Genomic DNA, 14,908 nt, shown 5'->3' with positions numbered 1-14,908 from the left:
TTTTCTTCACCGTGCATTTTTTCTGCGTGATCACGCCAATAAGCGTTTGCTGCGCGGAATGCAGGCAGATGGGGCAGACAACCAACTTCCGCCACAACTTTCGAACTCAGGTATCACTGATCAGCCGCCGTCAAATTAGCGTAGAAAATACAACCGATCAGCCGCGCAAACAGGCTCAGGGTTTCCGGCAGATTAGGGTCGTCAAACAGCATCGCCCGCGAATCCAGGGCGCACAGCGCGCCGAACAGGCGGCCATCGGGCAAGAAGATCGGCGCGCCGGCATAGCTTTCGATGGCGTATTGCTGGACCACCGGGCGTGCGGCAAACCGGCCGTTCTGGCTGATTTGCGGGATGAACAATGTTTGAGGGTCGATGCAGAACTCACTGCACAGCGTGGTTTCCAGGTCGAGTACGTCGTTGACATGAATGCCCATTTGCAGCGGGTCATAGGCCGAGCACACCACCCATTCCTGGTCGGTGAATTTGGCGATACCGGCAAAGCGCATGCCGGTCAGGCGGGTAACCAATTGCAGGACGCTGGTGGTGGCTTCGATTTCGGCGATGGCAGCGCGCTCATCGGCGCTGAGTAACGCGTGTGCTGCGGTGACGCTTGGAACCATGCTTAAGCACTCCAATGGCGTGGCGGCGCGGGCCGCCACGCAGGGGCAGGGGTTAATTAATCCGTGGATGCTGCTGCACCAGGTTCTGGCGCTTGGCTTCCAGCTCGGCAATTTGAGTGTCGATGTCTTCGATCTTCTGCTCGATATTGTCGTGGTGCTCTTGCAGGATTTCCTTGGCTTCGGCCATGTCCGAGGCCGCCGGTGCCGCGCCGCGCAGGGGCTTGTTGGCGGTTTCCTTCATGGTCAGGCCGGTGATCAGGCCGACCACCGCAAACACCATCAGGTAGTAGGCGGGCATGAACAAGTTGTTGGTGCTTTCCACCAGCCACGCCACGGCGGTTGGGGTGATACCGGCGATCAATACCGAGACGTTGAACGCACTGGCCAACGCGCTGTAACGCAAATGCGTGGGGAACATTGCGGGCAGGGTCGAGGCCATCACGCCGATGAAGAAGTTCAAGATCACCGCGAGGATCAGCAGGCCTGCGAAGATCAGGCCGATCTTGCCGCTGGTGATCAGCATGAACGCCGGAATCGACAGGAACAGCAAGCCGACACTGCCGGCGATGATGAAGGGCTTGCGGCCGATCTTGTCGCTGATAAAACCAATGAACGGCTGCACGAACAGCATGCCGACCATGATCGCGATGATGATCAGCACGCCGCTGTTTTCTTTGTAGTGCAGGTTGTGCGACAGGTAGCTGGGCATGTAGGTCAGCAGCATGTAGTACGTCACGTTAGTGGCCGCGACGATCCCGATGCAGGTCAGCAGGCTGCGCCAGTGTTGGGTGGCGACCTCTTTGAACGACACTTTGGGGCCGTGGGTCAGGCCTTGGAGGTCGCCTTGCTCGAGTTTGTCCATGTGCTGCTGGAAGGCTGGGGTTTCTTCCAGCGCGTGGCGCAGGTACAGGCCGATGAGGCCCAGGGGCAGGGCGAGGAAGAACGGCAGGCGCCAGCCCCAGGCTTCGAAGTCGGCTTCACCCAGGATGGTGGAAATCAGTACCACCACACCGGCGCCAAGCACGAAACCGGCGATGGAGCCGAAGTCCAACCAACTGCCAAGGAACCCGCGTTTACGGTCCGGCGCGTATTCGGCGACGAAGATCGAGGCGCCGGTGTACTCACCGCCTACCGAGAACCCTTGGGCCATTTTGCACAGCAGCAGCAGGATCGGTGCCCAGATGCCAATCGAGGCATACCCGGGAATCAGGCCGATGGCGAAGGTGCTCAAGGACATGATGACGATGGTGGCGGCGAGGACTTTCTGCCGCCCGTATTTGTCACCCAGGGCGCCGAAGAACAGGCCACCCAATGGGCGAATCAGGAACGGCACAGAGAAGGTGCCCAAGGCGGCGATCATTTGTACGCTGGGCGAGGCGTCGGGGAAGAACACTTTGCCAAGTACGTAGGCGACAAAGCCATAGACGCCAAAGTCGAACCATTCCATGGCGTTACCCAGTGCGGCGGCGGTGATTGCCTTGCGCACCTTGGCGTCGTCGACGATGGTGATGTCTTTCAATCCGATGGGTTTGACGCTTTTCTTACGTAATTTCATGCGAGCCACTCTAAAACTGAACAGGGGAGGTGCCATCGTTGCGATGGCACCGCTCTGTCAGTTCAGATACAACCAGACATGAAATAATTCACCTCTATTTGCTTTTTTTTGCAAATGAATTGAACTTCATGGCTTCAACAGGGAATTATCCGAATGCCTGTCACCGCCTCACGCCTGACCTACCGTAAGCCCGAACCCAGCGACGTGCAGCGATTGTTCGCGATCTTCGCCGACCCGCAGACCAACCTGTTCAATCCTGCGGGCCCGATGGCCAGCCTGGCCGACGCTCAACGCCTGCTCAATCACTGGTGCGAGCAGTGGGCCACCCAAGGCTACGGCTGGTGGGCGATTGCGCGCCGCGAGGCACCGGAGCACATCATTGGCTTTGGCGGCGTGGCACCCCTCAATTACCTGACCGAGCGGCGCATCAACCTGGGTTATCGCTTCGCCGTCGAGGCCTGGGGGCAGGGCTACGCCACTGAGCTGGGGCGTGATGCATTGGCGATGGCGTTCCAAACCCTCGGCTTGCCTGAGGTATTCGGGCTGGTGCGGCCTGATCACGCCGCCTCGATTCGTGTGTTGGAGAAGCTTGGCATGCAGCCCTTTGGCGCGCTCGACGATGTGCCGGGCCAGGCGCCGAGCCTGGTTTTTCGCCTGCGTCATCCTACAACCTCTGCTAGCTGAGTATTTTAGTACCCGCCTGACACCTAGATAAACCGCAATCTTTCAGATTGACAGCGTTCTGGGAGCTCGCTATAAAAGTCACGGTTGTACGACGACATATGACGTTGCGTATGTCCTATCTAACAAAAATAAAAAGTGATGCCATGAATTTGAATGAGCCCCTCAACGCCCATCGCGTCGGCACGGCCGTCGGCAACTATCGCTGGACTATCTGCGCGATGTTGTTCTTCGCCACCACCGTCAATTACCTCGACCGCCAGGTCCTCAGCCTTTTAGCGCCGCAGCTGTCGACACAATTTGGCTGGAGCAATACGGACTACGCCAACATTGCGGCGGTGTTCCAGTTTGTCTATGCGATTTCCATGCTGTTTGCCGGGCGGTTTGTCGACAAGATCGGCACCAAGGCCGCCTATGTGGTGGCGATCTGTATCTGGTCCACCGGCGCGATCATGCATGCGTTCTCGGTGCCGATGGGTGAGGGCATCGCTGCCGTGAGCGGTGCCATCGGCCTGGCGGTGATCCCGGTGTCGATTGCCGGCTTCATGCTGTCACGCGCGGTGCTGGCGATTGGCGAGGCGGGTAACTTCCCCATCGCGATCAAGGCCACCGCCGAATACTTCCCGAAAAAAGAACGCTCATTTGCCACCGGTATCTTTAACTCCGGGGCTAACGTGGGAGCGATCCTGGCGCCGATCTGTGTGCCCTTGATTGCCGGAATGTGGGGCTGGGAAGCGGCCTTTATGGTCATTGGCATGTTGGGCTTTGTGTGGGTCGCGGTGTGGGCAATGGTTTACGAAAAACCGGAGCAGCAAAAACGCCTGTCGGCCGCAGAACTGGCCTATATCCGCAGCGATCAGACGGTGCAACCGTTCACGCCTGAACCCGCCGGTACAATCCCGAAAAAAGTCTCGTGGTTCAAGCTACTGACCTATCGCCAGACCTGGGCGTTTGCCTTCGGCAAGTTCATGACCGACGGCGTGTGGTGGTTCTTCCTGTTCTGGCTGCCGACTTACCTGTCGGCGCAATACGGCATGAAAGGCGCCGATATCGTGATGCCGCTGGCGGTGCTGTACAGCATGACCATGGTCGGCAGTATCGGCGGCGGCTGGTTCCCCAGCTACTTCATGGCCCGTGGCGATGCACCCTATGACGGCCGCATGAAAGCCATGCTGGTCATCGCACTGTTCCCGCTGGTGGTGTTGCTGGCGCAGCCGTTCGGCTACCTGAGCTTCTGGGTGCCGGTGCTGCTGATCGGCGTGGGTGCCTCGGCACACCAAGCGTGGTCGTGCAACATCTTCACCACCGTGTCCGACATGTTCCCGCAGAAAACCGTGGCCTCGGTGGTCGGCATCGGCGGCATGGCCGGTGGGCTGGGCGGTGTGGTGATGACCAAGATTGGCGGTTGGGTGTTCGACTACTACAAGTCCATCAACGACATTCATACCGGCTACATGATCATGTTCGCGATCTGTGCGCTGGCGTACCTGGTGGCGTGGAGCGTGATGAAGGCGCTGGTGCCACGCCATAAAGAAATCACTGATTTGTGAGCTGCGCATGCCCGCGCTGGTGGCAGCGTGGGCGTGCACTGTAGCTTCTCGGTTTGTCTTGTTGGGCTGCGTAGCAGTTCCATTTTGGGGTCGCTTCGCAACCCAACGCGGGGCAAGCCCGCTCGCCATGGTGAGCCAGATTGCTACAGTTGCAGTGTTTGCCCTTAACTGACGGGCGTTAGTCAAATAGGGCTGGTTTTTTCAACGATGTTGAAAGGGCTGGCTCTAAAAAATGGACCAGATGAGCTGCGATGGCTTCTGGCGCGTCCTCTTGTACGAGATGCCCCGCTAGCGGGATGCGCAGGTAGGTGACGTCGGTTATCCTGCTGTGGAGCACGTCGCCCTGAGCGGCCGGGATCCAAGCGTCTTCTTCACCCCATAGCAGCAACACCGGGCAGCGGATTTCGCCGAGTCGGTGCTCGATCTCGTCGGTGTAGCGTTGATCCATCTGCGCAATCTGTCGGTAAAAAGCCGCTTGGCCTTGCTCGCCGGTCCACGGCGTGACATAGGCTTGCAGCACCTCGCCAGGCAACGGCGCGTAGGCGGCGCCCTGGAGATAGGCGCACACAATCGCTTCGTGAATGTAAGGCGGCGCTTCGCTGAATGCGTGTTCGTGACGGCGCACATGCTGGATCAGGTCAGAGCCCCAGGGGGCAATCGCCACGGGATCGATCAGGCTTAGGCTGGCGTACTCGCAGCCATTTAACAGGTGCGCGCGTAACGCGGTGGCGCCGCCAAAGTCATGGGCGAGCACGTGCGGGCGCTCCAGACGCCAATGCTCAAGCAGCGCTGCCAGCACGGTGTTTTGCGCACCCAGGGACACATCCTGGCCCGGTTTTTTTGCCGACAGCCCATAGCCCGGCAGGTCGTAATAGAACACGCGATAACGCTGCGAAAACAACGGCGCAATACGCCGCCATACATGGGACGAGAAGGGCGTGCCATGCACCATTACTAACGCGGGCCCGGCTGTGCCGATTTGCCCCCAGCGGATAGCCTGGCCTTGAAAATCAAAGGTTTCGGGCAGTGCAAGTGAGTCGCGGGTGCAGGTCATCATTGGGTCTCCCATCAGTGTTCAACGTTAAGACGGGCTTTGCGCCTGTCAGGATAATACGCACCGCCAAGACCACGCCGACCAGCACCGCCGCCAGCCCCGTGGCTTCCATGACAGAAGGGCCACGACCGTGGAACCACAGGCCGAGCAGGGTGGCGAACAGTGATTCCAGGGCGATCAATTGGCCGCTGAGCACCATCGGCAGCCGCCGGGTGGCTGCGTTCCAGGCCCAGGCACCGGCCACGGTGGACATCACTGCGATGATCAGGCTCCAGGCATACAGCGCACCTGCCTGAGGGAGGCCAAATCCCAGGGTTGGCAGCTGGAGCAGGTCGAATGCATAGAGCACCGGCAACAGGCAGGCGGCAGTGCCGCCGGCGCCCACCAACATCAACGCGGTCCAGAGGCCGGTGGCTTGGGCAGGAAGGGTTGTCAGGTGTTTTTGGTTAACCACGCTGAACCCCAGCCACAAGGCAACTGCGCTCAACGAAAAAAACAGGCCGGCCAGCCACGAAACTGCACTTAACGCCGGTTGGTGCAGGCTGCTGATGTTCGAAAGCAAGAGCCCCACGGTCAGGCACAATAACGGCGCCGCCAGCCGACGCCAGGGCACTGTCTTGTTGCGGGCGTTACCGACCAGAGCCAGTAACACCGGCACCATGCCGACACAGGCAGGCGTCAATACCGGGCCACCAAACATAACGCCTGCGGCGATGCACACGCCGTACGCCAGGCAACCGGATGCGCCAAGCGCTGCGGCGAGCCAGCATTGCCCTGGGCTGAGCAATCGCAGTTGAGCGCGGCACAGGATCATCCCGCAAACGCCCAGCACACCGACCAGCAGAAACCGTACGGTCATCAGGTCATACAGGCTGTAGTCACCGGTGACGTAGGGGGCGATGAAGTTCAGCGCCCAGCCCAGTGTGGCAACACTGGCCAGTAGCACACCGGTGAAAACAGAGGTTCGCGTTGAGGTCATCAGAGGTATCCATGAGGTAATGGATTAATGGTGCACACCCACAGGGTTGTGCTACAAACGAGTTCTCGACCCAGGATGCATAACCTCAGCTTATGAATACGCTTGGCAAAAACTTGCCGCCCCTCGCCAGCTTGCTACCGTTTGAAGCGGCGGCCCGCCTGGAAAGTTTCTCCAAGGCGGCGGATGAGTTGCACATCACCCAGGCCGCTGTCAGCCGGCAAATTCGCGGGCTGGAAGATAATCTGGGGGTGAAGCTGTTTTATCGGCGCAATCGCGCGGTCTTCCTCACCCAGGAAGGGCGTGAACTGGGGCAGGTGGTCAGCCATGCGCTGCACAGCATCAGTGACGGCGCTGCGGGTTTGCGCGCGTCCACTGACCACCGTCGTGTGGTCCTGCTCTGCCAGCTGTGCGAGGCGTTTTATTGGTTGATGCCGCGCCTGTCGACGTTTCACCAGCAATACCCGCACATCGAAATCCAGGTGGTGACCTCCACCCGGCCGCTCACTGAGTTCAATGACCACTTCGACGTTGCCCTGCAAAGTACCCGGCGTGCCAGTGGCGCTCACCCCTTGATGTTCACCGCTTCTGACGAGGTGTTTCCGGTCTGCAGCCCTGCGTATCTCAGCGCCGAACAACCCCTGCCGCTCAGCGCATTGCGCACCCACACATTTTTGCACCACAGCGCCGCGCCACCGCACTTGATGGAGTGGGGTGAATGGCTGCAGGTGTTTGGTCAGGTATTGGCCGTGGATGCGCGCAGTGCCACTTTCGACAGCTACCCGCTGATGCTGCAAGCCGCTGTGGAGGGGCACGGTGTCGCCATGGGCTGGCGTCGCACCGCCAGCCGCTTGATTGAAAGTGGGGCGTTGGTAAGGCCCTGCGCCGAGAGTGTGCATTTGCCCGAGGCGATTTCGGTCTACAGGCAGCAAGGCACAGGCCCGCGCAGCGAGGTTGTGGCGCTGCTGACCTGGCTTGAAGCGCAATTGCAGGGTGATGGCTGACAGGGGCGCGACCGCCCCTGTGCTGCAAGGGCTATGGGTTACGTGTCACGCGCCAAATGGTATTGGCCAGGTCGTCGGCGATGATCAGCGCACCTTTAGGGTCCACCGTCACACCCACCGGGCGCCCACGGGTCTTGCCGTCATCCCCACGAAAGCCGGTGGCGAAGTCGATCGGCTCACCCGCCGGTTTACCATTGCTGAAGGGCACGAAGATCACTTTGTAGCCCACCGGGTTGTCGCGGTTCCAACTGCCGTGCTCGCCGACAAACACGCCGTCGGCGAATTTCTCACCCAGGGCAGGGATGGAGAAGTCCACGCCCAACGCTGCAACGTGGGAGCCTAGGCTGTAATCCGGCTTGATCGCACTGGCGACTTTCGCTGGGTTCTGCGGTTGCGCGCGCGGGTCGACGTTCTGGCCCCAGTAGCTGTAGGGCCAGCCATAGAAGGCGCCTTCGCGCACCGACGTCAGGTAGTCCGGCACCAGGTCGGGGCCGAGTTCATCGCGTTCGTTGGCTACCGCCCACACTTGGCCGGTGCCGGGTTGGATGGTCAGCGCGGTGGGGTTGCGAATGCCGGTGGCGTAGGGTTTGTGCGCGCCGGTGGCGGCGTCGATCTGCCAGACCATCGCGCGGTCGATTTCCACTTCCATGCCACGCTCGGTGATGTTGCTGTTGGAGCCGATGCCCACGTAGAGCTGGCGCCCGTCCTCGCTCACCGCCAGGGACTTGGTCCAGTGGTGGTTGATCTGCGCCGGCAGGTCGGTGACTTTGGTTGGCGGGCCGCTGGCTTTGGTCTGGCCATCGGTGTAGTCGAAGCGCACCAGCGCGTCTTGGTTGGCGACGTAGAGTTTGCCGTCAGCGAAGGCCAGGCCGTAGGGCGCGTTGAGGTTGTCGGCGAATACCGTTTTCAGTTCATACGTGCCGTCACCGTCGGCATCGCGCAACAGGGTCAGGCGGTTGCCACCCTTGACCTTGGTATTGCCCTCGGCCTTGATCAGGCTGGCGATCACGTCCTTGGGCTTGAGCTTGGCCGCGCTGCCGCCACGGCCTTCGGCGACGAGGATGTCGCCGTTGGGCAACACCAGTGTTTGGCGCGGGATGGCCAAGTCAGTGGCAATGGCGGTGACGCTGTAGCCGTCGGGTACCTTGGGTTTCTGCTTGCCCCACGGCGCCGGCTCGGCAATTTTCATGCTCGGCAGCAGGCTGCTTTGTTGCTCGGGTAATTTAGGGTCGGGGCCGCGGGCCTGGGTTTTGTCGCCTTCACCGCCACAAGCCGTGAGTAACAGGGCAGCGCTCAATACGCTTAGGGTATGAAGTGTTTTCACTTGGCAACTCCTGCGCGCAGGTTGGTCAGGCCGATCCAGGTGGCGGCGATTGCCAGCACCGTGACGATCACCGACAAGATCAGGCCGCCCGGCATCATGGCGTAAGCGTCCTTGGCATGCTGAAAGGCGTTGACCAGCCCGAGCACCCAAGCGGCCAACAGCAGTAGAAAATAAGCCGTGGGGCGCCCGGCCTTGTGGTCGGCACGCAGCAGGTTGACCAGCGCAAACAACAGCGCAAAGCCACTCAATACCAGGGCGCCGGCGATTAGCCAGGACGCAAAGTTGGCCCACTGGATCTGGTAGGTCTGGCCGTAGGCAATGTCACTGAGCAAGGCACCGAGAAACAACGGTACGCTGCCGGCCAGCAGCATTGAATGCAGCGGGCCTGGTCTGACGGTGGGGTAGGCGGGGAGGGTAGTCATGTCGGTGGCGGCTCCTTATCGTTCAGCACCCTGGAATCAGGGCACGATGACTTCGCATAGGAAAGGAGCCTGGTGTTTGTAAGAAAGTTCACTGAGGCTTCGTGTCGTGATGTTTGTTGTGGCGAGCGAGATTCAACTTGATTCGCGCGTTAAGGTGGTTAAGTGAACCCCTGGCAGCGCCGTGCGCCTAACTTCGTATATTCTTAACGATCGCTCATTTCCAGGCCTTTCCATGACCCACCCTCGCATCGGCTTTGCCTGCCAGTACAAACACCCTGAACGCCTGCCATCAGCCAGTGCGCTCAAGATGATCGAAGGCCCTTTCAACCCGCGCACCACGACGTTGCGCTGGATGGACAGCGTTGAACCCCAGGTCGCCCGCAGCAAATTGGTTGAGGTGGTGACACATAATTTGGCAGCGCAATTACGCCTGCTCGCCTATGTCGCCGAGCTGCCGGCGACGCTGCGCATGTTGCGCCTGAGCAGTGATTTGTTGCCGTTCTACAGCCACCCGAAAGTGGCGGATGTGTACAAGGACCCGGCCATTCAACGTCAGCTGATCGAGGGGTTCGCCGCGATTGGCGACCTGGCGCGCACCGCGGATATCCGGCTGTCATTCCACCCCGGCCAATATTGCGTGCTGGGCTCGGACAACCCCGGCGTGGTGGAAAACAGTGTGGCTGAGTTCGAATACCACGCCGACATGATTCGCATGATGGGCTACGGCCGACGCTTTCAGGACCTCAAGTGCAACCTGCACATCGCCGGCCGTTTGGGCGTTGAAGGCACGCGTGCGGTGTGGGCACGCTTGTCCGAGGTGGCGCGTAACTGCATCACTTTCGAAAACGACGAAAAGACCTACGGCCTGGACCACTGCCTGCAAGTGGCCGACCTGGCGCCAGTGGTGCTGGACATCCACCACTGCTGGATCAACGAAGACGAATACATCGACCCCGATTCGCCACGCGTCGCCCGCGTGATCGACAGCTGGCGCGGCGTGCGCCCCACGATGCATTACTCCCAGCCTCAGGAAAGCCTGCAAACACTGGGTTTTGACGCCGAGCAAAAATTGGAGATGGGCGCGCTGTTGCAGGTGGTTTCCAAGCGCGACTTATACGCCCACAGCGCGCAAATGTGGAACCGCTGGACCAATGATTACGCGCTGCAGTTTCTCGAGCGCTTCGACATCATGCTCGAAGCCAAAGACAAGAACGTCGCGGCCTTGGCATTTTATGAGTATTGGCAACATCGTTTGGCGTGAAAAAATGGCATGCTGGGTGGCTAATACCGGCCCGTTAAGGTTTAGCACTGTCACTGTGGCGAGGGAGCTTGCTTCCGTTGGACTGCGTTTTAGGGCCGCTTCGCGGCCCAACGGGAGCAAGCTCCCTCGCCACAGGTTAACGGCTGCCCACGCTATCGTTTAATTGACGGGCAATAACGCTTGATGGCCCGACATAAGGAACCGCTCCATGCCAACCCTGCATCTGCTGTGCGGCAAGATCGCCTCCGGCAAGTCCACACTGGCTAAAACCCTGGCCGCCGAGCACGCCGCCGTCGTGCTCAGCGAAGATCACTGGCTCGCGCAGCTCTATCCGGGTGAGATCCTGTCGGTTGCCGATTATCTGCGCTGCGCCCAGCGTGTTCGCGGGGTGTTGGGGCCGCTGGTGAGCAACCTGCTGCAATCGGGCGTCAACGTGGTGCTGGATTTTCCCGCTAACACACTGGCCAACCGCGAATGGCTGCTCGGTCTGGCGCAGACCGCTCAGGTGCCGCACCGCCTGCACTACCTCGAATTGGACGACGCCACGTGCCGCGCGCGCCTGCATGCGCGCAATGCCCTGGGCGAGCATGATTTTGCCGCAACCGATGCCGAGTTTGACCTGATCACCCGGCACTTCTGTGTGCCGAGTGAGGCCGAAGGTTTGGTGATTGAGGTGCATCGCCCATGAGCGCCGTTCAAGGTGTCGATGTGAATGGTTGCGTGCTGACGGTTGCCGATGCGCCCATCCAACCTGAATTCCAATCGTTGCTGGCCGATGTGCGCGCGTCTCTGTCACCCGCAGGGCTGGGGCTGCACAGCGTTTATCTCTACGGCAGTGTCGCCAGGGGCGATGCCAGCCCAGGCGAGTCCGACCTTGATCTCACGCTGGTACTGACTGACCCGCCGGACGCGCAAGTACTCGTGCAGTTGGAACAGCTGCGCCAGGCGCTGGAACAACGGCACGAAGGGGTGACGAAGATCGACTTCGATATCGGCCACCGCGCCGAAGTGCTGGCGCCCGAGAACCGCAATCGCTGGGGCTTCTGGCTCAAGCATCATTGCCGTTGCCTGTGGGGCGATGACCTCTCGCTGCGCTTCGAACCGTTCGCGCCCTCGCGTGACATCGCCTTGGCGCTCAATGGTGATTTTGAGCCGGTGTTGAACGGCTACCTCACGCGCATCGAACATGCCAGCAGCGCGCCCGAGCGGCTTCGCTTGCAGCGCGAAGCGGCACGCAAGTTGATTCGGTCAACGCACACGTTGCGCGCGGCCGATGCCTCAGGTTGGCCTCAAACCCTCGAAGAGCATGTTGCCTTGTTCGTGCAGCATTACCCGACCATGCGCATCCAGATCGCCTACTTCCTGTTTGAGGCGCGCAACCCGAGCGCCGAGCGCGAGGCGTTTTTCGCGCGGCTGCAGGCCTTTGTGAGCTGGATGGTTTCAGTGCAGGCATAGACAGGTATTAGATCGATTCCAACCCGTTGGCGATGTGGCAACAGATCGCGGCGTTGCAGCGCAGCACGCTTTAGGATGTGAAGCGCAGCACTGTCAGAGGGTGTCTTTCGTCGCCTGTACCGAGTCTGCCTTGATCTCCTCGGCGAACTTGCGCATCAGCCGCACCAGGTTGTCGAAATCGCCTTCGTCCCAGGTCGAGAAGATCGACACGCATATGCGCTCGCGAGCGTCATCCACGCGGTCGGTCATGGCCGTGCCTTTTTTTCGGTGATCACCGACTCGCGTACAAGCGCACGCTGTGTTCTGGGCCTAGGCCTACACCATGAATGCCTGGTTGGCCGATCACTACCGCGTCGGGCAGGTGTTTCTGGTGGGTGACGCTGCGCATATTCATCCGCCCACCGCGCGCCGAGTGCTTCAGCGGCGGCATCAAACACCGCTACGTTGCTGTGTGCCGTATGGAGGCAGGTGATTCGCATCGGTCAATGTCTCCTGGCTCAAGGGGTGAACTCAGTTAACCTGGCTTCGCTGGGCGAAACAACGTTATGTTTGTTTCCCTGAGTTGAACGTCATCATTAAGGACGAAGGATGTCATTGATTACGCAGCGCGTAGAACTGGCCCGCAACGGCGCCAACGATAAAGTCATTTGCCGCATGGCGTCAGGCTGGGCAGTGATGGGCGACGTGCAGTTTCTACCGGGTTACTGCCTGCTGCTGCCTGACCCTGTAGTCGCCAGCTTGAACGACCTGGACAGCGATGCCAGGGCAACCTACCTGCTCGACATGGCCCGCCTGGGCGACGCCGTGCTAGAGGCGACCGGCGCGCTGCGCATGAACTATGAGATTCTGGGCAACTCCGAGTCGGAGCTGCACTGCCACATTTTCCCTCGCTACGCCTCGGAACCGGCCGACAAACGCAAGATGCCCGTCTGGTTCTACGACTGGAAAACCGCTACACCCTACGCTGAAGAACAGCACGGCGACCTGCGTAAGAAAATCGCACAGTTGATCAGCCGTTAACCCGCAATGGAAGCAAGCGCATGATGCAACGAAATAAACTCGTCCCAGAGCTGATGGTTACGGACCTGAATAAGAGCCTGGAATTCTGGGTGGCGCTCTTGGGTTTCAAGGTTGCCTATCAACGCCTGGAGGACGGGTTCGCCTACCTCGATCTGGAGGGCGCGCAGGTGATGCTTGAGCAAGTCGACCCGCTCGCCAATCAATGGCAAACCGGCGCGCTGGAGCCGCCGTTTGGGCGCGGTATGAATCTGCAAATCGACGTTGCGGGCGTACTCGCGGTTATTCAGCGGCTTGGCGCTGCGGCGTATCCCTTGTTCAAGGCAAGCAAAGACGTGTGGTACAGGGCGGGCGAAATCGAGGTCGGCCAGCGCGAGTTCCTGGTGCAGGACCCGGATGGTTATCTGGTGCGGCTGGTTGAGCGGCTGGGTGAACGCGAGAGTAACGCTTTTCAAAAAGGAACAACGTCAAATGCGTGAACGAAAGGCTTCCCGATTACTGGTGATCAACCCCGCTGGCGACGTCCTGCTTTTCAGGTTCGTGCATAAGGACGGTGCATTGGCCGGCAAAAATTACTGGGCCACGCCGGGTGGCGGCGTCGAGGAGGGCGAAAGCTTTCACGCGGCGGCCCTACGTGAATTGCGCGAGGAGACCGGCATTGTGCTCAGCGCTGTTCAAGTCTCTGTGGCAGAGCGCAGTTTTCCGCTGATGCTGCCCAGTGGCGAAACCGTGTTGGCGATTGAGCAGTTCTTTGTCGTGCGGGCGCCCAATACCGAGCTTTCAAGAGACGAATGGACGCAGGAAGAGGCCTTGGTCATGGCCGATCACCATTGGTGGACCGCAGACCAATTGCGCTCAACCACCGATACGGTATGGCCGCAGGACCTGTCTCAAATACTGGTGGACGCGGGTGTGTTTGACGCTGCGGCGTCTTGAAAAAAGCGCGCTGGCCGGCAGGGCAGCAGTGAGGCATGTGCCTGGCTGTCGAGAATTTCTTCACTGGCCAGGCGCCCGACGATTGCCGCCAGCGCCACGCCGGGGTGCATCGAGCACACGTACACACCGCCGGCCGTGGGTAAGTAGCCGATCACAGGCAGCCCATCCACCGCGATGGGCCTGAGCCCGACACAGGCCATTTGCGGTTCAAGTGAACGCACGCCCCTGAGTTCGTTGCAGATCGCTTTGCCGGTGCGCCGTGCAATCGCTGACGGATGATCCTCCACGGCGTCGCCCCGGTAGTCTTCTGCAACCAGCAACGTGCCATCCGCCGTTTGGCGCACCTCCATTTCCGTGTTGGAGATAAGCGTATTCACGAGGCCAGGCTGTGCTGCGTAGCGGATGAACACCGACGGCGAGGCCTCAACTGCAAGCGGTGCGCCGAGCATGCCCGTCAGCGCCTTGATGCCGGTGCCGGCGGCGAGCACGATCACATCGGCCTCCAGTGTGCCCGTCGCGGTTTCGACGCCGGTTACCTGGCCATTCACCGTTCTGAAACCCAATACGCGCGTGTGCGTGAGCACTTTCGCCCCCAGCGCCTGGGCACCTGAGATCAACGCCTGCGTGGCTTGCACCGCGTCCAACGCACCCTCTTCGGCTTTGAACAAGGCATGTTCAGGCGGGTTCTTCAAGGTCGGCTCAAGCTCAAGAATCTGTGAGCGCGGCACCGGAGTGGCCGAAGATGCGTGATCCGTGGCCTGCAAGGCTGCATCGGTGCCTGCGCCGTAACACAAGGCCCCGGCCCAGCGTATCTGCAAGTCAGGCAGTTCGCGTTGCAGGCGGCGAAACTCGCCGATGGCTGCACCGCGCAAGGCGGCGATCGGGTCGGGCGCACTGTGCGAGGTGTTGATCCAGGCGAACGAAGTGGCGGTGACGCCCGAGGCGATTTCACCGGCTTCCACCACGGTGACCTGCGCGACTTTGCCTGCCAGGTGATAGGCCAGTGACGCACCCACTATGCCGGCGCCGATGACCACGATGTGTTGGCCCATC

The 14,908-nt window shown here is 60.5% G+C and carries 18 protein-coding genes; 10 read left to right on the top strand and 8 right to left on the bottom strand.

All coding sequences use genetic code 11. From position 1 onward, the window contains the following. Positions 1-113: 113 nt before the first annotated feature. Both ACI77I_RS15705 and proP read right to left on the bottom strand, forming a co-directional pair. Positions 114-620 (bottom strand): GAF domain-containing protein, encoded by a 507-nt coding sequence (locus ACI77I_RS15705; protein ID WP_406997918.1) that lies wholly within the window; start codon positions 618-620, stop codon positions 114-116. Positions 621-672: 52 nt separating this feature from the next. After that, positions 673-2,175, bottom strand: coding sequence for a glycine betaine/L-proline transporter ProP (proP, locus tag ACI77I_RS15700; protein ID WP_094950150.1), 1,503 nt, complete (start codon positions 2,173-2,175; stop codon positions 673-675). A gap of 153 nt (positions 2,176-2,328) precedes the next feature. On the opposite strand from proP, the gene ACI77I_RS15695 reads away from it, so the two are divergent. Then, positions 2,329-2,859, top strand: a complete 531-nt coding sequence (locus ACI77I_RS15695) for a GNAT family N-acetyltransferase (RefSeq protein WP_406997917.1) — start codon at positions 2,329-2,331, stop codon at positions 2,857-2,859. A gap of 143 nt (positions 2,860-3,002) precedes the next feature. Then, on the top strand, positions 3,003-4,406 hold the full coding sequence (locus tag ACI77I_RS15690) for an MFS transporter (RefSeq protein WP_263273165.1): 1,404 nt from the start codon (positions 3,003-3,005) through the stop codon (positions 4,404-4,406). A 178-nt stretch (positions 4,407-4,584) separates the two neighbouring features. Here the strand turns inward: ACI77I_RS15690 and ACI77I_RS15685 are convergent, their stop codons facing one another. Further along, positions 4,585-5,460 (bottom strand): alpha/beta fold hydrolase, encoded by an 876-nt coding sequence (locus ACI77I_RS15685; RefSeq protein WP_406997930.1) that lies wholly within the window; start codon positions 5,458-5,460, stop codon positions 4,585-4,587. Then, positions 5,417-6,439: an EamA family transporter gene (locus ACI77I_RS15680; protein ID WP_263273164.1), complete on the bottom strand. Its 1,023-nt coding sequence runs from the start codon at positions 6,437-6,439 to the stop codon at positions 5,417-5,419. Before ACI77I_RS15680 ends, ACI77I_RS15685 begins: the two co-directional genes overlap by 44 nt. A gap of 92 nt (positions 6,440-6,531) precedes the next feature. Between ACI77I_RS15680 and ACI77I_RS15675 the strand changes: the two genes are divergently transcribed. Next, the gene (locus tag ACI77I_RS15675) at positions 6,532-7,440 is read left to right on the top strand and encodes a LysR substrate-binding domain-containing protein (protein ID WP_406997916.1); all 909 of its coding nucleotides are present in this window, start codon (positions 6,532-6,534) and stop codon (positions 7,438-7,440) included. A gap of 31 nt (positions 7,441-7,471) precedes the next feature. Here ACI77I_RS15675 and ACI77I_RS15670 read toward each other — a convergent pair whose 3' ends face one another. Together ACI77I_RS15670 and ACI77I_RS15665 are read right to left on the bottom strand one after the other, a co-directional pair. Continuing rightward, positions 7,472-8,764 carry a sorbosone dehydrogenase family protein gene (locus ACI77I_RS15670; protein ID WP_242150108.1) on the bottom strand — a complete coding sequence of 431 codons (1,293 nt, stop codon included), beginning with the start codon at positions 8,762-8,764 and terminating at the stop codon, positions 7,472-7,474. Continuing rightward, positions 8,761-9,186 carry a DUF2231 domain-containing protein gene (locus tag ACI77I_RS15665; RefSeq protein ID WP_094950144.1) on the bottom strand — a complete coding sequence of 142 codons (426 nt, stop codon included), beginning with the start codon at positions 9,184-9,186 and terminating at the stop codon, positions 8,761-8,763. Before ACI77I_RS15665 ends, ACI77I_RS15670 begins: the two co-directional genes overlap by 4 nt. A gap of 232 nt (positions 9,187-9,418) precedes the next feature. Between ACI77I_RS15665 and uvsE the strand changes: the two genes are divergently transcribed. From uvsE to ACI77I_RS15650, 3 genes are all read left to right on the top strand, one after another. Then, positions 9,419-10,447, top strand: coding sequence for a UV DNA damage repair endonuclease UvsE (gene uvsE / locus ACI77I_RS15660; protein ID WP_406997915.1), 1,029 nt, complete (start codon positions 9,419-9,421; stop codon positions 10,445-10,447). Positions 10,448-10,655: 208 nt separating this feature from the next. Further along, entirely contained in the window at positions 10,656-11,135 is a 480-nt protein-coding gene (locus ACI77I_RS15655) for an ATP-binding protein (protein ID WP_083358595.1), read from the top strand. Next, positions 11,132-11,902 (top strand): nucleotidyltransferase domain-containing protein, encoded by a 771-nt coding sequence (locus ACI77I_RS15650; protein WP_406997914.1) that lies wholly within the window; start codon positions 11,132-11,134, stop codon positions 11,900-11,902. The genes ACI77I_RS15655 and ACI77I_RS15650 overlap by 4 nt, the downstream gene beginning before the upstream one ends. A 93-nt stretch (positions 11,903-11,995) precedes the next feature. Here the strand turns inward: ACI77I_RS15650 and ACI77I_RS15645 are convergent, their stop codons facing one another. After that, complete coding sequence (locus tag ACI77I_RS15645; protein WP_176462917.1) at positions 11,996-12,151, bottom strand: hypothetical protein; 156 nt, start codon at positions 12,149-12,151, stop codon at positions 11,996-11,998. 73 nt (positions 12,152-12,224) lie between these two features. On the opposite strand from ACI77I_RS15645, the gene ACI77I_RS15640 reads away from it, so the two are divergent. From ACI77I_RS15640 to ACI77I_RS15625, 4 genes are all read left to right on the top strand, one after another. After that, the gene (locus tag ACI77I_RS15640) at positions 12,225-12,374 is read left to right on the top strand and encodes an FAD-dependent monooxygenase (protein WP_406997913.1); all 150 of its coding nucleotides are present in this window, start codon (positions 12,225-12,227) and stop codon (positions 12,372-12,374) included. A 116-nt stretch (positions 12,375-12,490) separates the two neighbouring features. Further along, positions 12,491-12,922 (top strand): HIT family protein, encoded by a 432-nt coding sequence (locus ACI77I_RS15635; protein WP_406997912.1) that lies wholly within the window; start codon positions 12,491-12,493, stop codon positions 12,920-12,922. A 20-nt stretch (positions 12,923-12,942) separates the two neighbouring features. Then, positions 12,943-13,398, top strand: a complete 456-nt coding sequence (locus ACI77I_RS15630) for a bleomycin resistance protein (RefSeq protein WP_406997911.1) — start codon at positions 12,943-12,945, stop codon at positions 13,396-13,398. Then, positions 13,391-13,855, top strand: a complete 465-nt coding sequence (locus ACI77I_RS15625; RefSeq protein WP_406997910.1) for an NUDIX hydrolase — start codon at positions 13,391-13,393, stop codon at positions 13,853-13,855. The genes ACI77I_RS15630 and ACI77I_RS15625 overlap by 8 nt, the downstream gene beginning before the upstream one ends. Here ACI77I_RS15625 and ACI77I_RS15620 read toward each other — a convergent pair. Then, complete coding sequence (locus tag ACI77I_RS15620) at positions 13,810-14,907, bottom strand: NAD(P)/FAD-dependent oxidoreductase (protein WP_406997909.1); 1,098 nt, start codon at positions 14,905-14,907, stop codon at positions 13,810-13,812. The two genes, ACI77I_RS15625 and ACI77I_RS15620, sit on opposite strands and share 46 nt — an antisense overlap. Position 14,908: the final 1 nt, after the last annotated feature.

It is taken from the genome of Pseudomonas sp. D47 (assembly GCF_045447305.1).
Lineage (GTDB): Bacteria > Pseudomonadota > Gammaproteobacteria > Pseudomonadales > Pseudomonadaceae > Aquipseudomonas.
Note: the sequence above shows the minus strand (reverse complement) of the source record. Positions and strands in the feature narration are given on the sequence as shown.

Bases quoted from the DNA above. Each gene is read 5' to 3' on its own strand.
- ACI77I_RS15625 (WP_406997910.1), top strand. From the start codon at position 13,391: ATGCGTGAACGAAAGGCTTCCCGATTACTGGTGATCAACCCCGCTGGC.
- ACI77I_RS15620 (WP_406997909.1), bottom strand. From the start codon at position 14,907: ATGGGCCAACACATCGTGGTCATCGGCGCCGGCATAGTGGGTGCGTCA.
- uvsE (WP_406997915.1), top strand. From the start codon at position 9,419: ATGACCCACCCTCGCATCGGCTTTGCCTGCCAGTACAAACACCCTGAA.
- ACI77I_RS15695 (WP_406997917.1), top strand. From the start codon at position 2,329: ATGCCTGTCACCGCCTCACGCCTGACCTACCGTAAGCCCGAACCCAGC.
- ACI77I_RS15705 (WP_406997918.1), bottom strand. From the start codon at position 620: ATGGTTCCAAGCGTCACCGCAGCACACGCGTTACTCAGCGCCGATGAG.
- ACI77I_RS15690 (WP_263273165.1), top strand. From the start codon at position 3,003: ATGAATTTGAATGAGCCCCTCAACGCCCATCGCGTCGGCACGGCCGTC.
- ACI77I_RS15650 (WP_406997914.1), top strand. From the start codon at position 11,132: ATGAGCGCCGTTCAAGGTGTCGATGTGAATGGTTGCGTGCTGACGGTT.
- proP (WP_094950150.1), bottom strand. From the start codon at position 2,175: ATGAAATTACGTAAGAAAAGCGTCAAACCCATCGGATTGAAAGACATC.
- ACI77I_RS15630 (WP_406997911.1), top strand. From the start codon at position 12,943: ATGATGCAACGAAATAAACTCGTCCCAGAGCTGATGGTTACGGACCTG.
- ACI77I_RS15675 (WP_406997916.1), top strand. From the start codon at position 6,532: ATGAATACGCTTGGCAAAAACTTGCCGCCCCTCGCCAGCTTGCTACCG.
- ACI77I_RS15655 (WP_083358595.1), top strand. From the start codon at position 10,656: ATGCCAACCCTGCATCTGCTGTGCGGCAAGATCGCCTCCGGCAAGTCC.
- ACI77I_RS15680 (WP_263273164.1), bottom strand. From the start codon at position 6,439: ATGACCTCAACGCGAACCTCTGTTTTCACCGGTGTGCTACTGGCCAGT.
- ACI77I_RS15685 (WP_406997930.1), bottom strand. From the start codon at position 5,460: ATGACCTGCACCCGCGACTCACTTGCACTGCCCGAAACCTTTGATTTT.
- ACI77I_RS15640 (WP_406997913.1), top strand. From the start codon at position 12,225: ATGAATGCCTGGTTGGCCGATCACTACCGCGTCGGGCAGGTGTTTCTG.
- ACI77I_RS15665 (WP_094950144.1), bottom strand. From the start codon at position 9,186: ATGACTACCCTCCCCGCCTACCCCACCGTCAGACCAGGCCCGCTGCAT.
- ACI77I_RS15635 (WP_406997912.1), top strand. From the start codon at position 12,491: ATGTCATTGATTACGCAGCGCGTAGAACTGGCCCGCAACGGCGCCAAC.
- ACI77I_RS15645 (WP_176462917.1), bottom strand. From the start codon at position 12,151: ATGACCGACCGCGTGGATGACGCTCGCGAGCGCATATGCGTGTCGATC.